This window comes from Pseudoalteromonas sp. MSK9-3, assembly GCF_003590335.1.
Classification (GTDB): domain Bacteria; phylum Pseudomonadota; class Gammaproteobacteria; order Enterobacterales; family Alteromonadaceae; genus Pseudoalteromonas.
This window is the reverse complement of record NZ_MIET01000070.1, coordinates 218,285-241,499: the sequence shown is the minus strand read 5'-3', so window position 1 is coordinate 241,499 and position 23,215 is coordinate 218,285. Positions and strand designations below refer to the sequence as shown.

Below are 23,215 nucleotides of genomic sequence, written 5' to 3'. Positions count from 1 at the left end.
TTCAGGGTGACGAAAGGTGAGTTCTGTCTTGCTTGGGGAGGCCAATGGAGTCTGCTCGCAATCTTAGTTTGAAACTATTCGTCTTCCTGACGCAGGTCTGGATCCATGTTGAATAACCCGTGCAATCTCACTTGGTGTACAAATAATAGACCCTGAAATAAATTCAGGGAGACGAAGGGAGTGCATATCAATTCATAACACACAAAAAAAGAGTAATCGTCTCCCTGACGCAGGTCAGGGTCCATGCTAAGCAACTCTCCTTACTAATTACTCACTGAATTCAAATTACTCAATAAATTCAGAGGGGAAAATCCCACAAAAAACTGATCCCTTCAAACGCATCATTCCCACGATGGAAATGGATCCGGGAGTTTTGCCCACGATGATGCACCTTGTAGCAATTCATCTTCTTCTAACAAACACGCGTTTAACCGATTGATAATATTTGTTTTATCTAACCCTTGGCCAATAAAAACCAGCTCTTGGCGCATATCGCCAAACGGTTCAACCCATTGCGCTTCTATTGCTTGGCGATAGTCAGGATCTGTGGGCCAATCTTGCTCTGGTACTGCTTTCCAAAATAATCCCGCGGCACCATATCGTGCCATACCGCCCGCTTGGCTCCAACTACCCGCAAATTGCGGCCTTGTTGCCAACCAAAAAAAGCCTTTTGAGCGGATCAACTTACCCGCGATCTCTTTACTGTGTAAAAAGTTATAAAACTTTTCTGGATAAAATGGACGCCTCGCTTCAAACACAAAACTGCTAATACCAAACTCTTCTGTTTCAGGTAAATGCTCACCCCGCATTTCTTTTAACCAACCTGCTGCAACACTTGCCTTTTCAAAACTGAATTTACCGGTCGCTAATACTTGTTTTAACGGCACATTACCGTTTGAAATAGCAATTTGTTCAGCATCAGTATTAAGTGTTTTTAATATACTTTTAAGACGCTTAAGTTCAGTGTCTGAAATCAAATCGGTTTTACTAATTAATAAGATATTAGCGAACTCCACCTGCTCAACCAATAAGTCGGCAACACTGCGCTCGTCTTCTTCACCTAAACTTTCGCCCACTTCATGTAAAGACCTCGCTTCATCGTAATCTTTTAAAAAGTTAAGCGCATCGACCACAGTGACCATGGTATCTAACTGGGCAACATCCGACAAACTAATGCCATTTTCATCTGCAAACGTGAATGTTTCAGCCACCGGTAAAGGCTCTGAAATACCGGTAGATTCAATGACCAAATAGTCATATTTACCTTCTTTAGCCAAACGGGTGATCTCTTCAAGCAAATCTTCCCTGAGCGTGCAACAAATACAGCCATTACTCATTTCAACCAGCTTTTCTTCTGCCCTATTTAAGCTTATTTCATTTTGCACTGTTGCTGCATCAATATTAACTTCGCTCATATCATTAACAATAACAGCCACTTTGAGGCCTTCTCGATTGCTTAGAATATGATTGAGAACGGTAGTTTTACCTGCACCTAAAAAGCCAGAAAGCACGGTAACAGGCAGTAAAGACGGTATATTAGACATAATTTTTTTACCACATTGAATTATAAATTGACGGTTTGACTTAATCATTAGCGATGACGAAGCGCTAATAACACGACCCAACAAAACACGCTATACTATAACATTACATTGCGCAACTTTTATAAAGCTGAAATTATCTGCTAGCCAGCTATCCTATCCACCACCACACCCTCAATCTCGCCACTCATCTCCCTGACGCAGGTCAGGGCTCATCAAACAATCAATATTCAATTTCAAACACGTCAAAACCTAGACCCTGAAATTAATTCAGGGAGACAAATAAAAAACTAACCATGACGCAAAATCTACACACCACTAACAACAAACACCCACACCATCCGTCTCCCTGACGCAGGTCAGGGTCCATACAAACCATCAGAGCTAAATTTCAAACACTTCAAAAACTAGACCCTGAAATGAATTCAGGGAGACAAATAAAAACTAACCATGACGCAAAATCTACACACCACTAACAACCAACGCCCACACCATTCGTCTCCCTGACGCAGATCAGGGTCCATCCCAACCAAACACATCAAAGCTAAACCAACCCCCCACTACCCCCAACAACAAACACCCCACCACTCGTCTCCCTAAAATAGATTCGTCTCCCTGACGCAGGTCAGGGTCCATCCGAAAAAGGCACTCCAAAGCCACAACAAACACCCACACCCTCCGTTTCCCTGACGTAGGTCAGGGCCCATACAAACCATCAGAGCTCAATTTCAAACACTTCAAAACCTAGACCCTGAAATGAATTCAGGGAGACAAGTAAAAAGCTAACCATGACGCAAACCCTATACACCATTCGTCTCCCTGACGAAGGTCAGGGTCCATTTCCATAAGCACTCACAACCCAAACACATAATTACCTAAAGTGACTTGTCTAATTAACAACCACAATGAACAACGCTAGAGGCATAAAAAGCCAAGTCATAATCATAAAAGAAATGTAATTTATAGATGAGAAATCAATCGAAATATTTGAGGGTAGATTATATTACTTGTAAAAAGTCACGACACAAAATGAAGTCATAACGGACTTAATTTATAGTTCGCCTATTTGGATCAAAAATAAACCTTCAGCCTAGCCGAAGGTTATTGAATTATTACTAATTTTCAAACTCAAATAATTGAGTTTGATATAACAATTTAGCAGTAATAAGTTGCGCATTCATGCGAATGACAAGTCATCCAAGGTGCTGTTGCGTACATACCACCAGCAACTTTGTTAGTTTGCTTTTGATTTAGAGTATTGTTAGTAGACAAGTTTTTAATCTGTTTTTTTACCATTTTAATTTTCATAACACATTCCTTATTAAAAAAACCACAATGACACCAGCAACTTAACAAGTAAAGCACTTTATTCAGCCAGAAAAATAGCCCTAAAATGAGTACAGGAAGTTAAATGCAACATAATGAATATAACGCTTTGCCTATACACCCTTGCACACGAGCCTGCATGTTTAATGCACAATCCTGAGTTTATAGCGCCTGAATAAATTTACATTTTATTACATTTAAATTACAAACATAGCAAAACCAAGTCACATTTCACCACACCGCACCCAACTTTATACCCATCGCCCCAAATCACCCATCTCCCAAAACCTAGACCCTGAAATGAATTCAGGGAGACAAATAGAAAACTAACCATGATGCAAAACCTACACACCACTAACACCCCCACCATTCGTCTCCCTGACAAAGGTCAGGGTCCATCCCAATCAAACACGCCAAAGCCACACCAACCCCCAACAACAAACACCCCACCACTCGTCTCCCTGACGAAGGTCAGGGTCCATTTATATAAGCACTCAAAACCCTTGCTTCATCCCACAACAAAGCAGTAAAAGGAATAATCGTGGAACAAATCGGTATTTACGAGCAGCTCATCACCCAAGTGATCGAGCAATACCTCAACAGAGAACGCTTTTACGTGGGTAAGCGTGCGCTTGATACACATTTCAGGCTCTTTCAGCCACTTTGACCTTCCCTATGGCAGGAGAACGTAAGAATATCGAGGCTTCTAATATGTCAATGTAACTTTCTTAATGTATTCTTCATATAAACTATAAAGTTTATTCTGCTTAAGATGTTGATGATGGGGTTGCTTAGCATGACAACCTATACACAACACCATACAATTAGCGGGTGAATTCCAGTATTGACTATGGTTGATATGATGAACATGTAGTAGATGCTTATAACTTTTAAATGAGATTTTGCAAAACTGACAACACCAATTATTTTTTGCGCGCATATCCCTGCTAAATTCTGACCAATTTCTTTCCCCCAAAAACCTATTGAGTATATTTGACTCATCAAAAGCGATATGGCTTAACACAACACCTTCACTCACAAAATCTGCAAAATTGAAATTGCTCGCCAATTCATCACATTTGGTCTTATTCTTCCCAAGTGGCGGTAAATAATCAGGGAACAGCATTCGGATGCAAAACTGACAAGCCGCCATAGGTAATAGTACTTCCTCTTTTTGAATTTCGCCGCTTTCAGTTTTTAAGTTAACATGAAAAAAACCATCTGCACGGCTTGTTACCTGATATTTCCCTGGTGCCCTTTGTATATTTTGACAGTAAGTCAAATGCACTTTGGGTGTTTTGCTCATTATATTATCCGCTGTTAATTCGTCATAACGTGCTATTTGAAACTCTTTTTTATAAGCAAAAACAGGTCTACCATCTTTAAAAAAACCAGGGTCTCTCCGGTAGTTAAACAATATCTTTCGGTCAACACTCTCTCTAACATTGCCCAATACTTCATACCATGATGAACGAAAGCCGTTAAATTTAGTCATTTACTTGTCTCGCTTGCTGAGTGTAATCAAACAAAATTTCTACTCGCCGCTGTAAATTTTCCTGTCCTTTAGTCAACGGACTGTCAGCGTACAGAAATGACACCCCTTCAGCAGCAAACTTAGAAGCAATGACCACCTCCTTCTTTGGCAATGACGCTAAGCAATAATCTGTTGTATTCATTGCCCTTTCATAAGAAACACGCATATTGCCAACAAAATCATTACCTTTCCCACTCCAACTTCTATCTGTATGTCCCCGTATGATCACTTTACCAATTGAGCTACCATGATTGCCCACAATACTTATTAGTTTTGGGCACAACATATTTAGAGTTGCCTTCGCAGACTCAGTCAACTTTGAATCATTCTTTTCAAATTGCAGCCAAACTGTTAATGCATGTCGACTTTCGTCCCAATGTAATTTTGACTTATTATTGCTCATTGTTTCTAACAGCTTACCTACTCTCCGCTTCCCATTTAATAAGTTATTCTCAAAAGAAGTACTATTGAAAGCTTCATATTCACTTATTAAATCACGTTTCTCGATGGCTAATAATGTGCCTAATAAAAATACGGCCGTTAGTGCCGTCATTAGATCTGAAATCGCTAAACCTGAATCTTCCGTGTCTTGCGCATTGAATAGCATAATTACTCCACTTCATCTAACTGAAGATCAGTTTCTTTGGCTTTGCTCTTTATCAACACAGTGTTATTATCTTTGAGGATGGTTTTGAGGCCACTAGTGTAAACATCGACTACTTCGGTGAGTCCTTTTTCAACTGTAAGATCTAAGTTCTCAAAGAAAGCATGCGCCGCTTTCATTTGCGCCAGATTTAATGCATCAAATTCTTTACTAACATTTTGAAATTGAACCTTAAAATCAGTAATAGCCGCTACCATATTCTCTTTGTGATCTTTTTCTAACAACTCTTGAACCTGTTTTAAATCTATAACTAGCTGAGACACAGATTTCATTGCTGACTCTACTCGATTTATATCATGACTTAACGAATGGTATAATGTTTGTACCTTAGAAAAGTCACTCATAATGGCAGAAGAAACATCTTCCATCCCTTTTTGCAACTTTTCATTTTGCACTTCAAAACTAATAAGTGACTTTTCTGTAGATTCTAAAATCGTATTAAAGTGCATAACGCAATTATGTAATAAATTCGCACTATTTCGCATAGCGATTCTATTATTTTCGTTAAATTCCTGAGATGAAGTGACCATCGTATTTAATATAGCCTGATTAGACTGAACAGAAGTATTCACATCATTTAATAGAGTATTTGATTGAGAGATTAAGATTTCAATATTGGCAGCGAATTGCTTCAAAATAACATCCGTACTTTCTTGAAATTGCTGACTTAAGCTTTCAGAATCTTTGAAAAGCTGCTCCGATAATATAGTAGCTATTGTTTTACTATTGTTATTGATTGCATGAATTACACTACGGCTATTTTCTCGAAGCGCCACAACAATATGGTTCGTTTGCTTTGCATATTCATCATATGGATCTTTTCCATATTTAGTTGACTGCCAACGACAAAGTATTGAACCACCTAAACCAATAACACTAGACCAAAAGGCACTTTTCAACCCAACCAATAACGCCTCAAATGCCTCTTGGCTATTGCTGGAGGGTGCCAATGACTGTAATGAAACAGCAATGCCAACAAATGTAAAGAATATACCAATGGTTACACACAGAGAGGGTGTAATAGTTGCAACTTTAGAAGTTGATTTTCTTGCTTCATAGATAAAAAACAAAACTGCTACAGCTGTAGTAATAATCGAGATGAAAATAAGATTTGTTGCCAAATTGAAACCTCCTCAAGTTTAATTTCAAATGGCTTAAATTCTACATCATTGAAAACATTAAAAAAACAAAAAATTAACTTTTCTGCTACTCAACCGATTAACCTCACCTCACCTTGTGTACCATTGCTCACCATGTCCCACACTCATCTCCCTGACGTAGGTCAGGGTCCATCCCAACCAAGCACACTCAACTATACCAATATCGCCCACACCATCCGTCTCCCTGACGCAGGTCAGGGTCCATCCAACCAAACGCGCCAAAGCTAAACTCATACTCCAGCCCCCTTCCAAACCTCACCCCAATAAATTAAACTAAACTCCGTTTCAAGGAGTTACGGCAACCACAACACAGCAGTAAAAGGAATAAACGTGGAACAAATCGGCATTTACGAGCAACTCATCACCCAAGTAGTCGAGCAAAACCTCAACAGAGAACGCTTTTTCGTGGGTGAGCGCGTACTTGAAAGTGCTGAAGCTGCCACTTGGCTGTCGCGTTTTTTAGCAAAGCTAGTAGAACACGCTATCAATGCTATACCTAATTCCAACGAGCGGTTACAGGACCAAATAGAACTCGCTAACAAACTGGTTTTTTGGTTAAAAGATCACATTACTGACGATGCACTCGTTAGCGATAACTTAATTGACTCACAAGGCAAAATACTCACAGCGTTGTTTGATAAAAGTAACCCGTTCGCCGCTGATTTACCTGCTTACACGAATGGTATATTTCCGCTCACTGGACTAACTCAGAGCGAGCTGTTCTCAGGCGCAAATGCAGGTATTTCTTTAGAAACGGAGCTAAAACGCGAGATCAACTCAGCCGATACCATCTACTGGTTAGTATCATTTATAAAATGGACAGGGCTGCGTATATTCAAAAATGAGCTTGAAGCATTTACTCACAGTGGTAAGCAGCTCAAGGTAATAACAACGTCTTATATGGGTGCAACCGACGCCAAAGCGGTAGAGTTTTTGGCAAGCTTACCCAATACCGAAGTTAAGCTTAGTTACAACAACCAACAAGAGCGCTTGCACGCAAAGTCCTACTTATTTTTACGCAATACAGGCTTTCATACCGGCTACATTGGCTCATCTAATTTATCGCATTCAGCACTGACTAGCGGCCTTGAGTGGAACTTAAAAATTACCGCACAAGAAATCCCGCATATTATCGCCAAAACCAAAAGCACCTTTGAAACGTACTGGCAATCAAAAGACTTTGAACTATTTTCAGGCAAAGTTGCATGTAAAGAAAAGCTGATAAATTCATTAAAAGAACAACGCGGAGTACGCCCACCAAACCACTCCTTTTATTTTGATATAGCCCCAAAACCCCATCAAAAAGTCATTTTAGAAAAGCTCAGCGTTGAACGCAGCGTTCACAACCGCTTTAAAAACTTGGTGGTTGCAGCGACGGGCACGGGTAAAACCATTGTTTCGGCTTTTGACTTTAAACCCCTTTACAATGAAAACCCAAATGCCACTTTTTTGTTTATTGCCCACCGCGAAGAAATACTCAAACAAGCTCAAAGCGCTTACCGTGGCGTGCTTAAAAATAATAACTTTGGCGAATTGTGGGTGGGTAACTATACCCCAGAACGTTATAGCCAGTTATTTGCGTCAATCCAAACGCTCAACAACCAATTAGCCACCTTGCAGCTAACTTCCGATTATTATGACTATATTGTCATCGACGAGGTACACCATGTAAGTGCAACCAGTTATCGGGCCGTGTTACAGCATTTTACGCCAACCATATTGCTGGGATTAACCGCCACACCAGAGCGACAAGACGGCGCTAATATACTAGAAGACTTTTGTGGCGTAATCGCCGCAGAAATACGCTTACCAGAAGCCATCAATCAACGTCATTTATGCCCATTTCAATACTTTGGTATTGACGATACACTCGACTTAAATCAAATCGCATGGCGCAATGGCCGCTATGACATAGCCGAACTCAGCAATCTTTATACTGGTGAGAATAGTCGCGCAGCTAAAATTATCACCAGTCTAGCCGACATTGTCACCAACGTTCACACCATCAAAGCACTGGCATTTTGTGTAAGCCAAGCCCATGCCGAGTTTATGGCCGCCAAATTCAACCTTGCAGGTATCAATGCCGACGTACTTACCAGTAAAAACACCCGCGAGCGTGCACAAAAACAACAAGCACTGCGCAGTGGCGCTATTCAAATCCTGTGCGTAGTCGATATTTTTAACGAAGGCGTTGATATTCCAGAAGTCGACACTCTGCTATTTTTACGACCAACCGAAAGCCTAACACTCTTTTTACAGCAACTTGGCCGCGGCTTGCGTTTGCCAAACAATAGCCTTTCTTTGAGTGGTTCAAAGCAATGCTGTACCGTACTCGACTTTGTAGGTAATGCACGCCCAGAATACGACTTTGCCAGTAAGTTTCGCGCACTTATTGGTAAAAGCAGTCAACCAATCAAAACTGAAATTGAAAACAACTTTCCGCATTTGCCGCTGGGTTGCCGTATAGAGCTACAAAAGCAAACGCAAAAAACCATATTAAAGAATATTCAGCAGGCCATAAATGGCAAGCGCCGCCTTCAGCAACTCATTGCAGGCTATTCACAGCACAGTGACGACGAGCTCACCTTAAGCAATTTTTTACGTCTCAACCCGCAGGTCACACTTGAAGACATCTACAAACCAAAAGACAAAAAGCTTGGCGGCTGGCACTGGCTAAAAGGTGATGACATTCCCACAGAGCAAACTGATATTTATGCCGCATATTACCGCGCTATTAACACCCAATTACTTGCCTGCGATTCACTTAGCTATTTACGCTTTTTACAGGAATTATGTAATAACAATTTTAACTTTGCGCCTACACCGCAATACCAACAATTTGCGCTAATGGCTCATTACAACTTTTGGGACACTACAGGTAAAAGTTTAGGATTTAATACGTTAGAACAGAGCTTAAAAACACTTAAACATCCAATATTGCAACATGAACTAGCACAAGTAATTACGCTTTTAATAAACCGTATTCATCAACAAGAAAGTGATTTAGCGTGTTTGCCCAATCATGCCATAAAGTTACATAGCCGCTACACGCGCCAACACATACTCGCCGCCTTTGGCGCGCACGCTTTTGATAAAAAATCGACCGCGCGCGAAGGCGTATTAGAATTTAAAAAGCAAAATCTAGAACTACTATTTGTTACCCTTAACAAATGTGAAAAAACCTACTCGCCCACCACGCTGTATCACGACTATGCACTTAGCCCTACATTATTTCATTGGCAAACACAAAATAGCGCCCGCCCAGAACACGGTCGCGGCTTAAGCTACATTGAACACCAGCAAACAGGTAAAACCATCTTGTTATTTGTACGCGAACAAGGCAAAGACGAAAATGGCCGAACCATGGGGTTTGTAAACTATGGCGAGGTTATATATCAAAGCCACACTGGCAGCCAGCCTATGAATATCACGTGGGAATTGATGAACCCCATGCCAAGTGACATGTGGCACGAGGCAGGGAAATTGGCGGTTGGGTGATTATCGTAGAATGCATATTAAAAGTTACAGCTACAGAATAAAAAGAACGCATTCTGGACAACCTGCAAACTTATAGATTAATACTCAATCCTACAAACTATATTTCGGTTTGCCTTCCGCCACACGACCTAGCTCAATACATAATTGCTGATAATTAAAATCAACAGCTTCAAATTCATTCACGCCTACCCACAATTTAGCGCTATTCACCTGCGCGACCTGATACGCCCAATCACTTACTGAACGCGATTTATCTGCATCGCAATTAAAGTAGTCACTGAGTTCACGGGTTAAATGCTGGCTATGTATAACGAGGTTTTGTTCTTCCCAGCGTTCGCGGTGACATTGTGCGGCCAAAAAGTCGCGTTTATTGTTGTTGCAAGCGCTGTGGGCAGCCACAAAGTTGTGGCCTAAATCGTTGGCGTAACGTGCAAACGGAATAAAATGGTCAACTTCGGTTTTGTTATGCAACGGCTTTTGGCAGTAAAAACACGTGCCCTGTTGTAGCTCTATTAAAACAGGTTTGGCTTTGCTGAGTGCATTACGGTCAAAGCCAAATAAAAAGTCGTGCAATTGGCTTTGTGGGCCAATCAATGTTTGATTGTGTTTTATGCTTTGAATTTTTTGTAACCATGCATTTTTAGCCAAGTACACCACTAAGTCATAAAAGCGCCTAAAGCAGCTGGCAATACCTGCATTTAAGGTGATGTATTGCGTGCTATGTGTATGCGGGTATAAAAAGCATTCAGCTTGTTTTGCCAATATTTGCAATCGCCACAGTGGGCCTGTTTTGAGCGTGGCTAAGGCGGCGTTAAATGTTGCTTTATATAAGTGGCTTTGTTTTAGAGCACGTAAATTACGAATGTTGTTTTGTTGGCACTCATACAACACCGAGATCACTTTAGATTGCACACCACTGTTTTGCTTTAATAAAGCGTTTTCACCTGTTTGATCGGCTGCAAAAGGGACGGCATGGTGCCAATATAAAACTATGAGCTTATCCGCTAAGGTGGCTAAGTCTATTTTGAGTGTTGCTTGCTCAGATATTAGCGGCTGCTCTACACAAACATCAGCCAGCGCATGGAGTAAGGCAAACTTATAGGTGGCACTGAAGTCGCCTTCAACCAGTAAACGCTGAATGTAAGCGATAAAATCAAGTTGTTGCTGTTGGTTATCACTCATAAGACGATTCTTCATAAGGCGGCTCTTTCACCGTCACTACATTCAGCCACACTTGCTCGCTTCTATCGGGGCGTTGATCTTTGCTTTGCCATACTTTAACCACGTTTAAACTGGGGATTTGTTCTAGTAGATCTTCTAGGCATGTTTCGGTTAAATCACTAAATGTGCGGTTGCCATCGCTGCGCTCGCCTTTGCCGTATTTGAATGAGGCGTACAAAATACCATTGGGTTTTAATGCGTTAGCGAGCTTGGTGAAACGGTCTGGGAGCTCGTTATGGGCAACGTGAAGTAAGCTTGCACAGCACCATATGCCGTGATATTGCGCGTGTTCTTTAACTTGTCGAAAGGTTTTTACGTACACGCTTTGTTGTAAATGAAAGCTGGCAATGTCGGCCAGTTCACTGCAGGCATCAAAGGCGGTGACTTTATAGCCGAGTTGCTTAAACGCGAGTGCGTCGCGCCCTGCACCGCAACCGGCATCGAGAATATGTATTTTTTCATGCTCGCTGTGATGCGGCGATGGTAATAATGGCAAAAACTCTTTGTATAGCTCGGCCATATCCACGTGCAGTGTTGACTGTGCAAAATCGTGCGCGTTATTGGCGTAGTATTGGAGTGTACGGTTTGTTTTAGACAAAGACGCGGTATTGTTCATGGTTGGTGCTCACTGTGTGAGTTTGTTAAACACTGGTATGCACAACACATGATGCACTTATGGGCACCGTTAGGATGGGTAGTTGTATAGTGTGTGTGCCTGTGGCCGCTTAAAGCTGCATGATATAAGCGCATTCAAATTCCTGTTAGTTCTGCGACTTTGTGTATACCTAGGAGCGTATAAGCAGAGCCGCCGCGGTTGTATTGCTTCCTTCAACCGCTTCTATGCCAAGTGTAACCGTGTATTTGTTACTGTATTGCTACGCTAAAACGACGAGCCTTTCGTCTTATAATTTAGCTGTTGACTGGTAACTTAGCACGATTTATTGCGGTTTGAATAGGCTTTGCGTTGAAGTCCACATAATTAACATGGCTTTATCTGTTACGTTATTTTTACATTGAGTTGTTGAGGTTGGTAGGTGGTTTTAATTGGGATGGGCACTGACCTTCGTCAGGGAGACGGTGTGTGGGGTTGGTTTTGGTGACTGTATTTGAGGTGGATCCTGACCTGCGTCAGGAAGACAGTATAAGGGGGTTGCTCCGGGGTACGAACTTGGGATAGTCCCTGACCTTCGTCAGGGAGACGGTATATGGGTTGGATTTGAGGTGGATCCTGACCTGCGTCAGGAAGACGGAGTATAAGTTGGGGGCGGTGTGTGAAGTGGGACTGATGTACGAAGGTGCACGGCTGCTTCGTCGCTCTGAACTTGATTCAGAGTCTATTTTACTTTGGTGGTTTGGTTGGGATGGACCCTGACCTTCGTCAGGGAGACGGTGTGTGGGGTTTGCTCCGGGGTGCGAACTTGAGATGGATCCTGACCTGCGTCAGGAAGACAGTGTATAAAGTTGGGCCAGAAGTGTGAAGGTGCGTCGCTGCTTCGTCGCTCTGAACTGATTTTAGAGTCTATTTATCTTTGGTGGTTTGATTGGGATGGACCCTGACCTTTGTCAGGGAGACGGAGTGTAGGGTTGGTTTTGGTGCCTGTATTTGAGGTGGATCCTGACCTTCGTCAGTAAGACGGAGTATAAGTTGGGGGCGGTGTGTGAGTGGGACTGGTGTACGAAGATGCGTCACTGCTTCGTCGCTCTGAACTTGATTCAGAGTCTATTTATCTTTGGTGGTTTGGTTGGGGTGGACCCTGACCTTCGTCAGGGAGACGGTGTGTAGGGTTGGTTTTGGTGCCTGTATTTGAGGTGGATCCTGACCTACGTCAGGAAGACGGGGTATAAATTGGGGCCGGTGTATGAAGTGGGGCTGGTATATGAAAGTGCGCCGCTGCTTCGTCGCTCTGAACTTGATTCAGAGTCTATTTTACTTTGGTGGTTTGGTTGGGATGGACCCTGACCTTCGTCAGGGAGACGGTGTATGGGTTGGTTTTGGTGACTGTATTTGAGGTGGATCCTGACCTGCGTCAGGAAGTCGGAGTATAAATTGGGAGACGGTGTGTAAAGTGGGGTCGGTGTGTGAAGGTGCGCCGCTGCTTCGTCACTCTGAACTGGTTTCAGAGTCTATTTTACTTTGATAGTTTGGTTGGGATGGACCCTGACCTTCGTCAGGGAGACGGAGTATAAATTGGGGGCGGTTTGTGAAGTGGGGCTGGTTGTATGAAGCTGCGCCGCTGCTTCGTCGCTCTGAACTTGGTTCAGAGTCTATTTTACTTTGATAGTTTGGTTGGGATGGACCCTGACCTTCGTCAGGGAGACGGTGTATGGGTTGGTTTTGGTGGCTCTAGACCCCCACAAAAGGCACACTAAGTGTAAAATCGATATGTGGCGGTAAGTACCTGTGAATTACTAACAGGCCTTACCACTCGTTGTGCTATTACCATACTTACTCAAAATAAAAGCCGCCATTTTGTAATTGCTTTTCTAGCTCATCTATAAAAAACATATTGTCTAGTTTCATTCTGCTCTTTAATTTACTTTTAATTGCCTTTACCGTGGTATGCGTTGCAATAAACTGACGCATTTCATCACAGTCAAAATGCAATTTAGTAGCGTGTTGCTCTATAGCTTGTTCAGTCTTTTTTATTGTTCTTTGTTTAAAATTCTGCCAAACCAAACTCGCCATGTCATCACCGTATTGTAATGTTCGATATTCTTGGTTTAACTTTTGTATTTTGGCTTCTAACATTGGCTTGAGGTTTGCTAAAGTGTCGCCATCCAATTCAGTGTCATCAAAATACGTCAAATACAACTTTAAAATTGTATAGCCATCATTATTTTTCTTCGCCTCGGATAAAGCCTGCATTTGCGAGTGCTTTTGCACCCTATCTTCGTCATCAACCCCTTTATCAGGGTGGAGTTTTGAAGCAACACGCTTATACATTTTATTTAATTGACTACTTTTAAAAAGTTTATCTAGTTTATTATTTAGCCTTTCAGAACCATTCGTCCATGCATGCTCACCTTCATCAAACCCATCGAAAGACTCTTCAAATATAGCGTCTTCATCATGGTTATCTTGATGATTCTTTGGTTGAAACTCATCTTGTAGCTTTGCGATATGCTCAACAATTTTTTCTGGATCCATAAGTAATTCTCGGAGCTGGTCATCGTTTAGATCAAATAACCCGTTAAACTCTTCATCTAGTTGACGTCTTAGCGCGTGTATTTCGCTTTCATCTATTTCTTGTGGGTGTTCTTTTAAGTACCCTTTGTGCTGATCATTTACATAAGTAATAGCATGGTTGACGCTTACTTGATCTACAAAGGGGTGTGATTGCAGATAAGCTAAGTCTTCATCAATCCACTGTATAAGATGCTCGCGTTCAGTATTTGATAATGACTTACGTAATATAAAACCAGCTAAATGTTTGACTTGCATAATGATGCAATTTGCAAATTCAAGCTCTTTTTCAAGGGCTACAGCTTGAAATAAATCATACGTATTTTTAAGTTTTTTTGCATAGTTTAGATTACGTTTTTGATGCTTCTCTATTCTTAGCCAAAGAGTGTGCAATTCGTTGCTATTACTTATTTGCTTAGGTTGATTTTTAACAATCGTAAGGCCTGCTTGACTTGATTCCACTCGGTTTCACCTGCTTATGCGTTGTAGTAACGTACAAATCTAACTTGTAATCGCCATTCTATTATATCCATACAAAATCAAAATACATTTTTATGAAAACTTTCTAACTTACTTTTTATGTCGATAATACACAATTCAAATTCAAATCTTAGTTTTAGAACAATCAGATAGCCAAAAAGTCAATATTTTCATATATATGATGCAGCCGCCTTTACATGGGTTTTCACCTGCGTCAGGAAGACGGCGTGTGGGGTTTGCTCCGAGGTACTAACTTGAGATGGATCCTGACCTACGTCAGAAAGACGAAGGGTTGGTTTTGGTGACTGTATTTGAGGTGGATCCTGACCTGCGTCAGGAAGACGGAGTATAAGTTGGGGGCGGTGTGTGAAGTGGGACTGATGTACGAAGGTGCGCCGCTGCTTCGTCGCTCTGAACTGGCTTCAGAGTCTATTTTACTTTGATGGTTTAGTTGAGATGGACCCTGACCTTCGTCAGGGAGACGGAGTGTGGGGTTGGCGATGGTGCCTGTATTTGAGGTGGATCCTGACCTGCGTCAGGAAGACGGAGTATAAGTTGGGGGCGGTGTGTGAAGGTGCGCCGCTGCTTCGTCGCTCTGAACTGGTTTCAGAGTCTATTTGATTTATTTAAATTAACTGTAATAATTAAATATATAAGTACTTATAACAGGATGTTATAGCTACACACTTTACTTTTCATATTGCATTAAAGGACTAAAACATGCAGCCTACCACTTATATTTTGGCATCTAAGCCTCAAGGTACTTTATATATCGGCGTCACTCGTGATTTAAAAAAACGCATATACGAACATAAACATCATTTTGTCGAAGGGTTCACTAAACGGTATCAGGTAACTGAGCTGGTCTATTTTGAAACCCATTGCGATATGTATAGTGCCATCACTCGTGAGAAACAACTTAAAAATTGGCGTCGTGAATGGAAAATCAATTTAATTGAGAAGGTGAATCCAAATTGGGATGACTTGTACCTCTCAATTTAAGGTTTGCTCTTTGAGAGTTCAATTAACAATGGCCTGACCTCCATTAGGAGTTACGGAGTAAAGACTAAGCTGCAGTGCCCAGGTCAAGATGGATCCTGACCTTCGTCAGGAAGACGGAGTATAAAGTGGGGGCGGTTTGTGAAGGTGCGCAGCTGCTTGGTATCTCTTAACTAGGTTCAGAGTCTATTCCAATTTGGTAGTTTAGCTGAACATAGACCCTGACCTGCGTCAGGGAGACGGTGTATATAAATCGGCAACTGACTCTGTAGAGGCCACTCCTTTGTCTCTCTGAACTTGGTTCAGAGTCTATTTCAGTTTGGTAGTTTAGCTGAACATGGACCCTGACCTGCGTCAGGGAGACAGTGTTTGGAGTTGGTTTTGGTGGTTATATTTGTGAGGTGGATCCTGACCTTCGTCAGGAAGACGGAGTATGAAGTTGGTTTTTAGTGATTGTATTAAAGATGGATCCTGACCTTCGTCAGGAAGACGGTGTATATAAATCGGCAACTGACTCTGTAGAGGCCACTCCTTTGTCTCTTTGAACTTGGTTCAGAGTCTATTTCAGTTTAATGGATTGTCTGGAATGGATCCTGACATTCGTCAGCGATATGCAGTAAATAAAAAATGCACCGCGCTATTACGGTGCATTTTGTACGTTCCTACTTGCTAGTTACATTTCCAACATTTACCTGCTACCGGTGTACTGTACCATGTTGTGCCTCTGCCTTTGCGGCTTTCAGCCCAATCTTGAATGGCTGGGTAAGCCTGAATAATGTCTACCGACTCCATTGGGTGTAACCATGAGGTAGATATCTCAAGTGCCCAAGGGTGGCCTGCTGGCGTCATATAAGTTTCGCCCCCAACTTCAGTGTTATCAGCCCCCGTTTTAAATAAGCCAGTATTTGCCAGTGCCGTTGGTGCATAATTTGGTAAGTGCACTTCTCTGCCACGGTCGCTTACTCGGTAAATAAACGGGTTGAATGGTGCGTTACCAATTTGCAGCGGATCAACTGGGTCAATAAAAATCAAGTTCATTGTCACTGGAATAACCGCTCTGTCGTCACCGTCTTGGGTGTTAAAGAATGAATAAGTTTGCGAGTCGTTCGTTGCTGAATGGGTATTTTTAAGCACTGCAACCACAAGTTCACTGCTGTGCCCTGCCTCTGCGCTCACTGATTCAGACTGACCGTTCACGTTTACATTAATGCTTTCTACATTCGCGCTGGTGGTACCAGGAAAGGCAATCGCAAAGCCACTGGCAAGCGTTGCGCCCCGTGCTTGAATACTCCCTGTTAAGTCTATTTGCTTAACCAAACCATTGGCATCTTTTACAAGGTTAAACTGATTTGAAATAACCAAATCGTTTAAGTCGTAATCGCCTTTTTCTGGCCACAAATCTTCAAATGCCAGTGTTGACTGAACCGAATAGTTATTACTCGCACGTTTATCATCATTTGGGTAATCATCGTTAGCATCGGTAATACCATCGCAGTCGCTGTCGTTTTCACCCAATTCCCACGTAAAGAATGCAGGGTCGCTCACCAGGTTATTGCTGTCGGTTGCAATCACTTGCACTCGCCATGTTTCGCCTGCATTTACTTGTGATGACAACACGGTATTACCAGTATGATCTGTTTTACCTGCAACTTCATCGTCTACTACTTCGCCTTGTCCAATGTCTACAAACCAACGATATTCGTAAGTTACTGGGTCTCCGTCCGGATCTGCATCACTGCTGTTTGATATGTTAACGGTAAAATCATCCGTTGAATTAGCACAGCCTTGTGGAGAACCGCTTAATGTCGGCGTGTACGGTGCATCATTTTGCGTTATAGCATAAGTAATTGTTAGTAAACTATAATCTAGGGTGGTTTTCCACCATACATAGTCGTGGTTCATATCAATGTCTAAAAATACACTCATTAACCCATCGTCTAATATATAGGACGTTGGCATATCAAATGTGGTTTCAGACCAAGTGCCATTGGTGCCTTGTAATAGTCCGGGGTTTAAGTCTATTCCGTCAACGCTTATACCGTCGTATTCGCCACTGGTGCCATGAAAAGCCTCAGAGTCAATATCGTATCCACGGATCATCAGTGTCGCGCTTTGTATTTTTACCAACGGGTTAGATGCTTCGTCAAAGTTATGCTGCCACCCATAGTCTTGCCCAGAATGGGAGTAAAAGTTGAAGCCATACCCGCTCGGTGCCACATAATGAGGTGAGGTGCTGTCCTTATTAATTTTTTGCGTGTACGTGAAGGTCCCATCTTGGTTATCAACCGTGTTAGTTTCGCTCGCAGCGGCAAAAACATAGGACGTTTGGCATAATAGTGCGATAGAAAGACTGTGTTTAATATTCATAATTATTCTCCATCGCCAGCGGGCATTTCGATGTCACACGGTACTTCAATTTCTCCTGTGACTTCTTCTTTACTAAATACCTTGCTACACACTTGCGACCCTACGGTCACTTCAACTTTTATACCGTACCACTCATTTGGCAATTTTAGCTTGGTGCGAGTTTCGCCCGTTCTACTTGTTAAACTGCGCTGTAACGGGTTTTCTACCTCCTGTTGATTACCATCAAGTGCCACTATTTTCATAAAGTGCTTACCGCCAAGCCCTGCAAGTTCGCCGTCTGGGCGCATAGTGCTAGTTACCGTTTTGATTTTCACCTCGTCTTCTTTGTACATTGACCAATCAAATTGTTCTGGCACCACGACGCTGTCTAAGTTAGCCGCTGGTGGGTTTGGCTCTGGTGTAGGGTCCGGATCGGGCGTTGGATCTGGAGCAGGATCAGGTGTTGGATCTGGATTAATATCAGGCGGTGGTGTCGTACCACTATTTTGATCTGGAACCGTCGGAGCTGGTGTGCTCGTTTCGTCGCTAGAACCACCCCCACATCCCACAGTAAGTAAACACAGTGCTATGCATGTATATTTAGATATCATTGCTTATTCTCCAACATTATACATTTAAGATTAATTGCATTTGACCAATTTCCAAGGTGCCGTGAGTCACTGGGCAAACAGTTAATACGTAAAATCCATTAACCTCATGCCTACTACTTTACGACCCTTCAGGGTTCCAACACACAAAGTAAAAGTAACAGTTAAAGATCTGTGCCGCCTTTTCACAGATAGGTTATTTTAGGTTCAGTTCGTAGTATTTGACCCGTATATGAGCCGGAGATTTATATATTTAATCACAATAATTTATGTAGTTACGTCAAGTTAGCTTAGAGCTTTACAAAATACTAAAGTCAGATAAGGTCAAAAATAGATAAGCCAATTTGGTACTCTTTGGGTCAGATTGCGTCGCATTTTACAAATAACTCTGCAAAACCACGTCCCTTTTTGACCTAATACACAGAGTAAAAGTACGAGTTACCCGCAATTAAACACCAATAATCACAACAATTAAATATCAAAAGTGCAGTTTTCATGATCTGACTTCATGTGTCATTGATGCAATAACGTAAGGCAATAAAACTGATCATAAGCACCGATAACAGAGTTTCGTCTGTTCGGGAATTTACAGCATAAAGCCTGTTAGGTATTATGTACGGCTTGTCATTGAAAGGGTCAAAATCTTGAAGATATTTTTAATCGGTTTAAGTGTTTTATTCGCAACAACACACGCATACAGCGCACCACTCAACACACTAGAAACCGGCTTAGTTCGACTGGCATTACCTGATTTAGAAGACCTACAAACCAATGGTGCCCAAATTGCGCTAGCTCGCGATTTTGAAAGCTTTTACCTTAAAGGAAGTTATGTGCAACTTTCAGGGGACATTGAAGGTAATTTCACAACGATAGATGGTTCAGAGTCTATTAAAGGCAAAAGCACATTCAATTTTGACATCGACTTTATTGAATTTGGTATTGGTAAAAAGTTTACATTATCAGACACGTCTTACCTTGATTTACAGGGTTACGTAACTCGTGTTTATTTAGATATAAAAGGCTATGAGCATTATGTGCAAACACTTGATGATGGAACCACTCATGTAGTTTATGACGGCGCATATTCAGAAAAAGACACCGCTGATTTGATCACCTTAGAGGTTAACTACAGAGCTTACTTTAACGATGTATATTTAGAGTTTGGGCTCGGTGCAACCTCAGAAGCGAGTAATGATATTAAAAGGTTACAAAAAGAAGGCGGTGACACCAGCACGTTGTTATCTCTTGAGCTAGGTTACGATATTACATCATCATGGGGAGCTAATGTACGCTACCAAAAAACAGATGAGTACAATGCAGTATCGGGAAACCTTAGTTATCGTTTTTAACCATTATCAGGCATAGAGTAACGCAAATAGATAACTATGCATGAATCCTGACACTCCCAATTTTGTCGCTCTGAACTCCCTATTTCGTCACTCTGAACTCGTTTCAGAGTCCATATGGTTTTAGTAGCTTCACTTAAAATGGACCCTGACCTGCGTCAGGGAGACAAAGTATAAAGACCAACCACAAAAACCTCTCCGAGGACGTTAAATATCTCCCCCCCCCAACTTCGTCGCTCTGAATTCCCTATTTCGTCGCTCTGAACTTGTTTCAGAGTCCATATGGTTTTGGTAGCTTCACTAAAAATGGACCCTGACCTGCGTCAGGGAGACGAGCTGTAAAGTCGATGATAAAGTATCGAATGGATGACACTATGTGCCTCGCCATCCAACAAACATTTCCAATTTCGTCACTCAGAACTCCCAATTTCGTCGCTCTGAACTCGTTTCAGAGTCCATATGGTTTTAGTGACTTCACTTGAAATGGACCCTGACCTGCGTCAGGGAGACGAATTGTAAAGTCGATGACGAAGTATAGAATCGATGATGAAATATAAAGTGCGTGACGAGTGGTAAATATCAAAGCAAATAATGCAAAGTTGCGCTCTGTAAAAATGCCATGAGCTACTCAATGAAAATAGCTCTGAATAACAGGCAGTTACACAACTATTACAGTCATCTATAAATAGCCACAGTGAGTGGCTATTTATACTTTCTGCTAATCTAAATACCAGCCGATATTGAGCTAAACTTTTCGCCTAAACAAAAATATAGCACCAAATAGCAGTGAGAATAACCCGAAGGAGCCGCTGTCAGAGCTTGTATCAATTTTAGGTATCTCTATTTCAGTATTTTGAGAATACTGCGCTGTAATTGACTCCGCTTGGGTAATTGAATCAAACGCCTTGTCCCATCTCAAAAATGTATACCCTTCTCTTTGTGGCCTATCTGGCGCTTCGGCCGCTTTACCATGCTCAACAAGCACGATTGAAATAGTCGCACCGTTCCAGTCTTTAAATTCTACAGTGTAGGTTTTGGTTTGAACCATCGCAGTAATTTCGATACTCGAAGCTATATGCTCGTAATTAACATCCCACCCAGTAAATACTTTCCCCTCAGGAACTGGCACCGATGACGGAGGAACCGCCGAACTTCCATGAGCAACCATGCTTTGCGATAGGACAGCGCCATCCCAATTTACAAACTTCACCATGTAATGATTAACTTCATATTGCGCAGTAATTGATGTATCACTCATAATGTTTACTAACGCTTTATCCCACCCTATAAATGTATGACCTAAACGTTCTAATAAGACTTCAACAGGCTTGGCACTTTCTCCCGCTTTAACTTCCTGCTGGGCAACAATACGGCCATCCCAATCAAGAAATTCTACCTGGTAATAAATTGGCTCCAGTACGTTTACTGCAATGTTTGTTTTATTATTGGTTATATCGGTTTCTGCATTATCGGTAATTAGCGTAAATTGTGCGCTGTCAGTTGTCGCTTTATCAGTCGATTTTAACGTATAGCTTATGCTAAATTCAGTTTGATCTGCAGGTATCGCTAAATCACACGTTAATAACGCATTCTTACCTACACAATTTACACTCCCCGTGCCGCCAATCGCTTCATATGAAGCCGACACATTGGCAGTCCCTTTGGCCAAAACGGTCATTTTTCTTGGTAAAGTATGACCATTACTCTCTTGGATAAATAACTCTACAGGTGTGCTACTGCTCATTTCGAGCTCGATGTTATCTAGTCTTGTAGTGAGTGTATAATCGCGTTTATCTTGTTCTTTTACATTTATCAACACATACGGGTTAGTACCTTGTTCAATAAGGTGGTTTATATCTGATGAATCAAACTGGTTGTCATTTTTATCAACAATCGAATGCACTTTTATATACCAGCCCCCAGCTGCGTCTTTTGCGTTGAATGAGAATGTAGCTTGCGCTGAATAAACGCCATCTTGCGCTGTTGCTTGCCAGTCCTCAATTAAAGCTTTTTTATTTAAACTGCTCTCTCCAGTCGGAGATATCAAGCTGACAGACCCTTCATGTATTCCTGAAGGGTCGTAAACTAATACACTAACCGTTACATCTTGTGAGTTTATGGTCATCGTTATATCATTTTCAGACACTTCCACAGCACGTAGCTCTGGTGGTAACAAATCAACATCGACTGTGTTGATTATTTCAATATCAGGATTATAGCCTGCATTACGCACTACGTTACTCGAGATAGCGCCAGTACTGTTTAGCTTATCATCACTCACGTGTAAACCGGCCAACCATACGCCAGGGGCATCTGTATTATCGAGTACCAGATTTACATCAGCTTGATACACATTTTCGTCTTTTGATAAGCGAATGTTTTCAAACTCTGCATATTTAGTCAGTGATGAACTTAACCCTTCTGGTGGTGATAGGCGTAATCTCGCTGCTTTCACTTCATTTATGTCGTATAGTTCGACTACGCCTGTGAGTGTTTGCTTTTCACTACTCACATCAAACGAATTTGAAGAAAATATTAGGCTCCTAAATTCTGGTGCATCTTTATCTAAAACAGTATTATTTTCAACGACTAAATATGGGTTAAACCCTTTACTCTCTAGCGTCTCTGACTTATATCTCGGAATATAACGACCTGTGGTATCACGCAGGAAAAGCATAACCGTGCTCCACTTACCCGCATCTGTGTGTGATGGGGACAATGTAATTGAGCCTGATGCCTCATAAACATTTTCTTCTGTGGTTTCTAGCCAGTTTTCAAGCTTCACTCTATTTCGAGGTGCAGGAAAAGGGTAACTGGTATTAGGCGCCACAATACCCACTATAACGGAATCTAACCCGCTCAGGTCATAAGCTTGTACAGTAAAAGTTAATGTAACACTGCCATTATCAAGATTTACATTATGAGATGAGAGGTTAAATTCTCTCAATTCAGGTGGGGCGTCATCTAGTTCATTTACTTGCTTATCAAGCAAAGAAGAGGATTGGCCCAATTTTGCTTGTTGGCACTGATGAATACTATTATTTACGGCTTCGCTAAACGCATTTTTTTTATTGTTATAGATTACATCAAATGCGCTTTGCGCAGTTTCTAACGTGGGTTCACATAGTGACGAAGGCTGTGCTTCGCCGGCACTTGCCTGACAGGCAAATACCAAGGATGCCGCTACAAGCAATTTATTGCAGGTATTCATAAACATAATAATTTCCTTTTATTGTTTCCCCCAAACAAGTCCTTTGTAGACCATTTGGGTACTTTTATTATCCACAAGTATTATTTATTAGTCAACT

At 41.7% G+C, this 23,215-nt stretch carries 16 protein-coding genes; 6 read left to right on the top strand and 10 right to left on the bottom strand.

What is annotated here, in order from left to right; all coding sequences use genetic code 11:
- Nucleotides 1-341 precede the first annotated feature (341 nt).
- Nucleotides 342-1,544 carry a zinc metallochaperone GTPase ZigA gene (gene zigA, locus BGP78_RS21635; RefSeq protein WP_119863361.1) on the bottom strand — a complete coding sequence of 401 codons (1,203 nt, stop codon included), beginning with the start codon at nt 1,542-1,544 and terminating at the stop codon, nt 342-344.
- 1,864 nt (nt 1,545-3,408) lie between these two features.
- Here zigA and BGP78_RS23005 point away from each other — a divergent pair.
- Nucleotides 3,409-3,534, top strand: a complete 126-nt coding sequence (locus tag BGP78_RS23005; RefSeq protein WP_259386412.1) for a hypothetical protein — start codon at nt 3,409-3,411, stop codon at nt 3,532-3,534.
- 39 nt (nt 3,535-3,573) lie between these two features.
- On the opposite strand, the gene BGP78_RS21630 is transcribed toward BGP78_RS23005, so the two are convergent.
- Genes BGP78_RS21630 through BGP78_RS21620 form a run of 3 tightly spaced genes read right to left on the bottom strand, consistent with a single transcriptional unit; the run spans nt 3,574 to nt 6,186 of the window.
- Nucleotides 3,574-4,362, bottom strand: a complete 789-nt coding sequence (locus BGP78_RS21630; protein ID WP_119863336.1) for an HNH endonuclease — start codon at nt 4,360-4,362, stop codon at nt 3,574-3,576.
- Nucleotides 4,355-5,008: an OmpA family protein gene (locus BGP78_RS21625; protein WP_119863335.1), complete on the bottom strand. Its 654-nt coding sequence runs from the start codon at nt 5,006-5,008 to the stop codon at nt 4,355-4,357. Before BGP78_RS21625 ends, BGP78_RS21630 begins: the two co-directional genes overlap by 8 nt.
- Nucleotides 5,009-5,010: 2 nt before the next feature.
- On the bottom strand, nt 5,011-6,186 hold the full coding sequence (locus BGP78_RS21620) for a hypothetical protein (protein WP_119863334.1): 1,176 nt from the start codon (nt 6,184-6,186) through the stop codon (nt 5,011-5,013).
- A gap of 369 nt (nt 6,187-6,555) precedes the next feature.
- On the opposite strand from BGP78_RS21620, the gene BGP78_RS21615 reads away from it, so the two are divergent.
- Nucleotides 6,556-9,723 (top strand): DUF3427 domain-containing protein, encoded by a 3,168-nt coding sequence (locus BGP78_RS21615; RefSeq protein WP_119863333.1) that lies wholly within the window; start codon nt 6,556-6,558, stop codon nt 9,721-9,723.
- A gap of 90 nt (nt 9,724-9,813) precedes the next feature.
- Here BGP78_RS21615 and BGP78_RS21610 read toward each other — a convergent pair whose 3' ends face one another.
- The gene (locus BGP78_RS21610; protein WP_259386411.1) at nt 9,814-10,920 is read right to left on the bottom strand and encodes an HNH endonuclease; all 1,107 of its coding nucleotides are present in this window, start codon (nt 10,918-10,920) and stop codon (nt 9,814-9,816) included.
- Complete coding sequence (locus tag BGP78_RS21605; RefSeq protein WP_119863331.1) at nt 10,898-11,560, bottom strand: bifunctional 2-polyprenyl-6-hydroxyphenol methylase/3-demethylubiquinol 3-O-methyltransferase UbiG; 663 nt, start codon at nt 11,558-11,560, stop codon at nt 10,898-10,900. The genes BGP78_RS21610 and BGP78_RS21605 overlap by 23 nt, the downstream gene beginning before the upstream one ends.
- Nucleotides 11,561-12,803: 1,243 nt before the next feature.
- Here BGP78_RS21605 and BGP78_RS22730 point away from each other — a divergent pair.
- Complete coding sequence (locus BGP78_RS22730) at nt 12,804-12,953, top strand: hypothetical protein (protein ID WP_182912362.1); 150 nt, start codon at nt 12,804-12,806, stop codon at nt 12,951-12,953.
- A gap of 211 nt (nt 12,954-13,164) precedes the next feature.
- Complete coding sequence (locus tag BGP78_RS22725; RefSeq protein ID WP_182912361.1) at nt 13,165-13,314, top strand: hypothetical protein; 150 nt, start codon at nt 13,165-13,167, stop codon at nt 13,312-13,314.
- 76 nt (nt 13,315-13,390) lie between these two features.
- Here BGP78_RS22725 and BGP78_RS21600 read toward each other — a convergent pair whose 3' ends face one another.
- Nucleotides 13,391-14,590, bottom strand: coding sequence for a hypothetical protein (locus tag BGP78_RS21600; protein ID WP_119863330.1), 1,200 nt, complete (start codon nt 14,588-14,590; stop codon nt 13,391-13,393).
- Nucleotides 14,591-15,328: 738 nt separating this feature from the next.
- Here BGP78_RS21600 and BGP78_RS21595 point away from each other — a divergent pair.
- Nucleotides 15,329-15,610: a GIY-YIG nuclease family protein gene (locus BGP78_RS21595; RefSeq protein ID WP_119863329.1), complete on the top strand. Its 282-nt coding sequence runs from the start codon at nt 15,329-15,331 to the stop codon at nt 15,608-15,610.
- Between the two features lie 666 nt (nt 15,611-16,276).
- Here the strand turns inward: BGP78_RS21595 and BGP78_RS21590 are convergent.
- Together BGP78_RS21590 and BGP78_RS22720 are read right to left on the bottom strand one after the other, a co-directional pair.
- A complete protein-coding gene (locus BGP78_RS21590) occupies nt 16,277-17,974 on the bottom strand; it encodes an LruC domain-containing protein (RefSeq protein WP_119863328.1) in 1,698 nt (565 codons plus the stop codon).
- A gap of 2 nt (nt 17,975-17,976) precedes the next feature.
- On the bottom strand, nt 17,977-18,564 hold the full coding sequence (locus BGP78_RS22720) for a hypothetical protein (RefSeq protein WP_182912360.1): 588 nt from the start codon (nt 18,562-18,564) through the stop codon (nt 17,977-17,979).
- Between the two features lie 641 nt (nt 18,565-19,205).
- Here BGP78_RS22720 and BGP78_RS21575 point away from each other — a divergent pair.
- A complete protein-coding gene (locus BGP78_RS21575; RefSeq protein ID WP_119863326.1) occupies nt 19,206-19,910 on the top strand; it encodes a hypothetical protein in 705 nt (234 codons plus the stop codon).
- Between the two features lie 742 nt (nt 19,911-20,652).
- Here BGP78_RS21575 and BGP78_RS21570 read toward each other — a convergent pair.
- Nucleotides 20,653-23,124, bottom strand: coding sequence for an InlB B-repeat-containing protein (locus tag BGP78_RS21570; RefSeq protein ID WP_119863325.1), 2,472 nt, complete (start codon nt 23,122-23,124; stop codon nt 20,653-20,655).
- Nucleotides 23,125-23,215: the final 91 nt, after the last annotated feature.

Bases quoted from the DNA above. Each gene is read 5' to 3' on its own strand.
- zigA (WP_119863361.1), bottom strand. From the start codon at position 1,544: ATGTCTAATATACCGTCTTTACTGCCTGTTACCGTGCTTTCTGGCTTT.
- BGP78_RS21630 (WP_119863336.1), bottom strand. From the start codon at position 4,362: ATGACTAAATTTAACGGCTTTCGTTCATCATGGTATGAAGTATTGGGC.
- BGP78_RS21625 (WP_119863335.1), bottom strand. From the start codon at position 5,008: ATGCTATTCAATGCGCAAGACACGGAAGATTCAGGTTTAGCGATTTCA.
- BGP78_RS21610 (WP_259386411.1), bottom strand. From the start codon at position 10,920: ATGAAGAATCGTCTTATGAGTGATAACCAACAGCAACAACTTGATTTT.
- BGP78_RS21605 (WP_119863331.1), bottom strand. From the start codon at position 11,560: ATGAACAATACCGCGTCTTTGTCTAAAACAAACCGTACACTCCAATAC.
- BGP78_RS22730 (WP_182912362.1), top strand. From the start codon at position 12,804: ATGAAGTGGGGCTGGTATATGAAAGTGCGCCGCTGCTTCGTCGCTCTG.
- BGP78_RS22725 (WP_182912361.1), top strand. From the start codon at position 13,165: ATGAAGCTGCGCCGCTGCTTCGTCGCTCTGAACTTGGTTCAGAGTCTA.
- BGP78_RS21595 (WP_119863329.1), top strand. From the start codon at position 15,329: ATGCAGCCTACCACTTATATTTTGGCATCTAAGCCTCAAGGTACTTTA.
- BGP78_RS21590 (WP_119863328.1), bottom strand. From the start codon at position 17,974: ATGAATATTAAACACAGTCTTTCTATCGCACTATTATGCCAAACGTCC.
- BGP78_RS22720 (WP_182912360.1), bottom strand. From the start codon at position 18,564: ATGATATCTAAATATACATGCATAGCACTGTGTTTACTTACTGTGGGA.
- BGP78_RS21570 (WP_119863325.1), bottom strand. From the start codon at position 23,124: ATGTTTATGAATACCTGCAATAAATTGCTTGTAGCGGCATCCTTGGTA.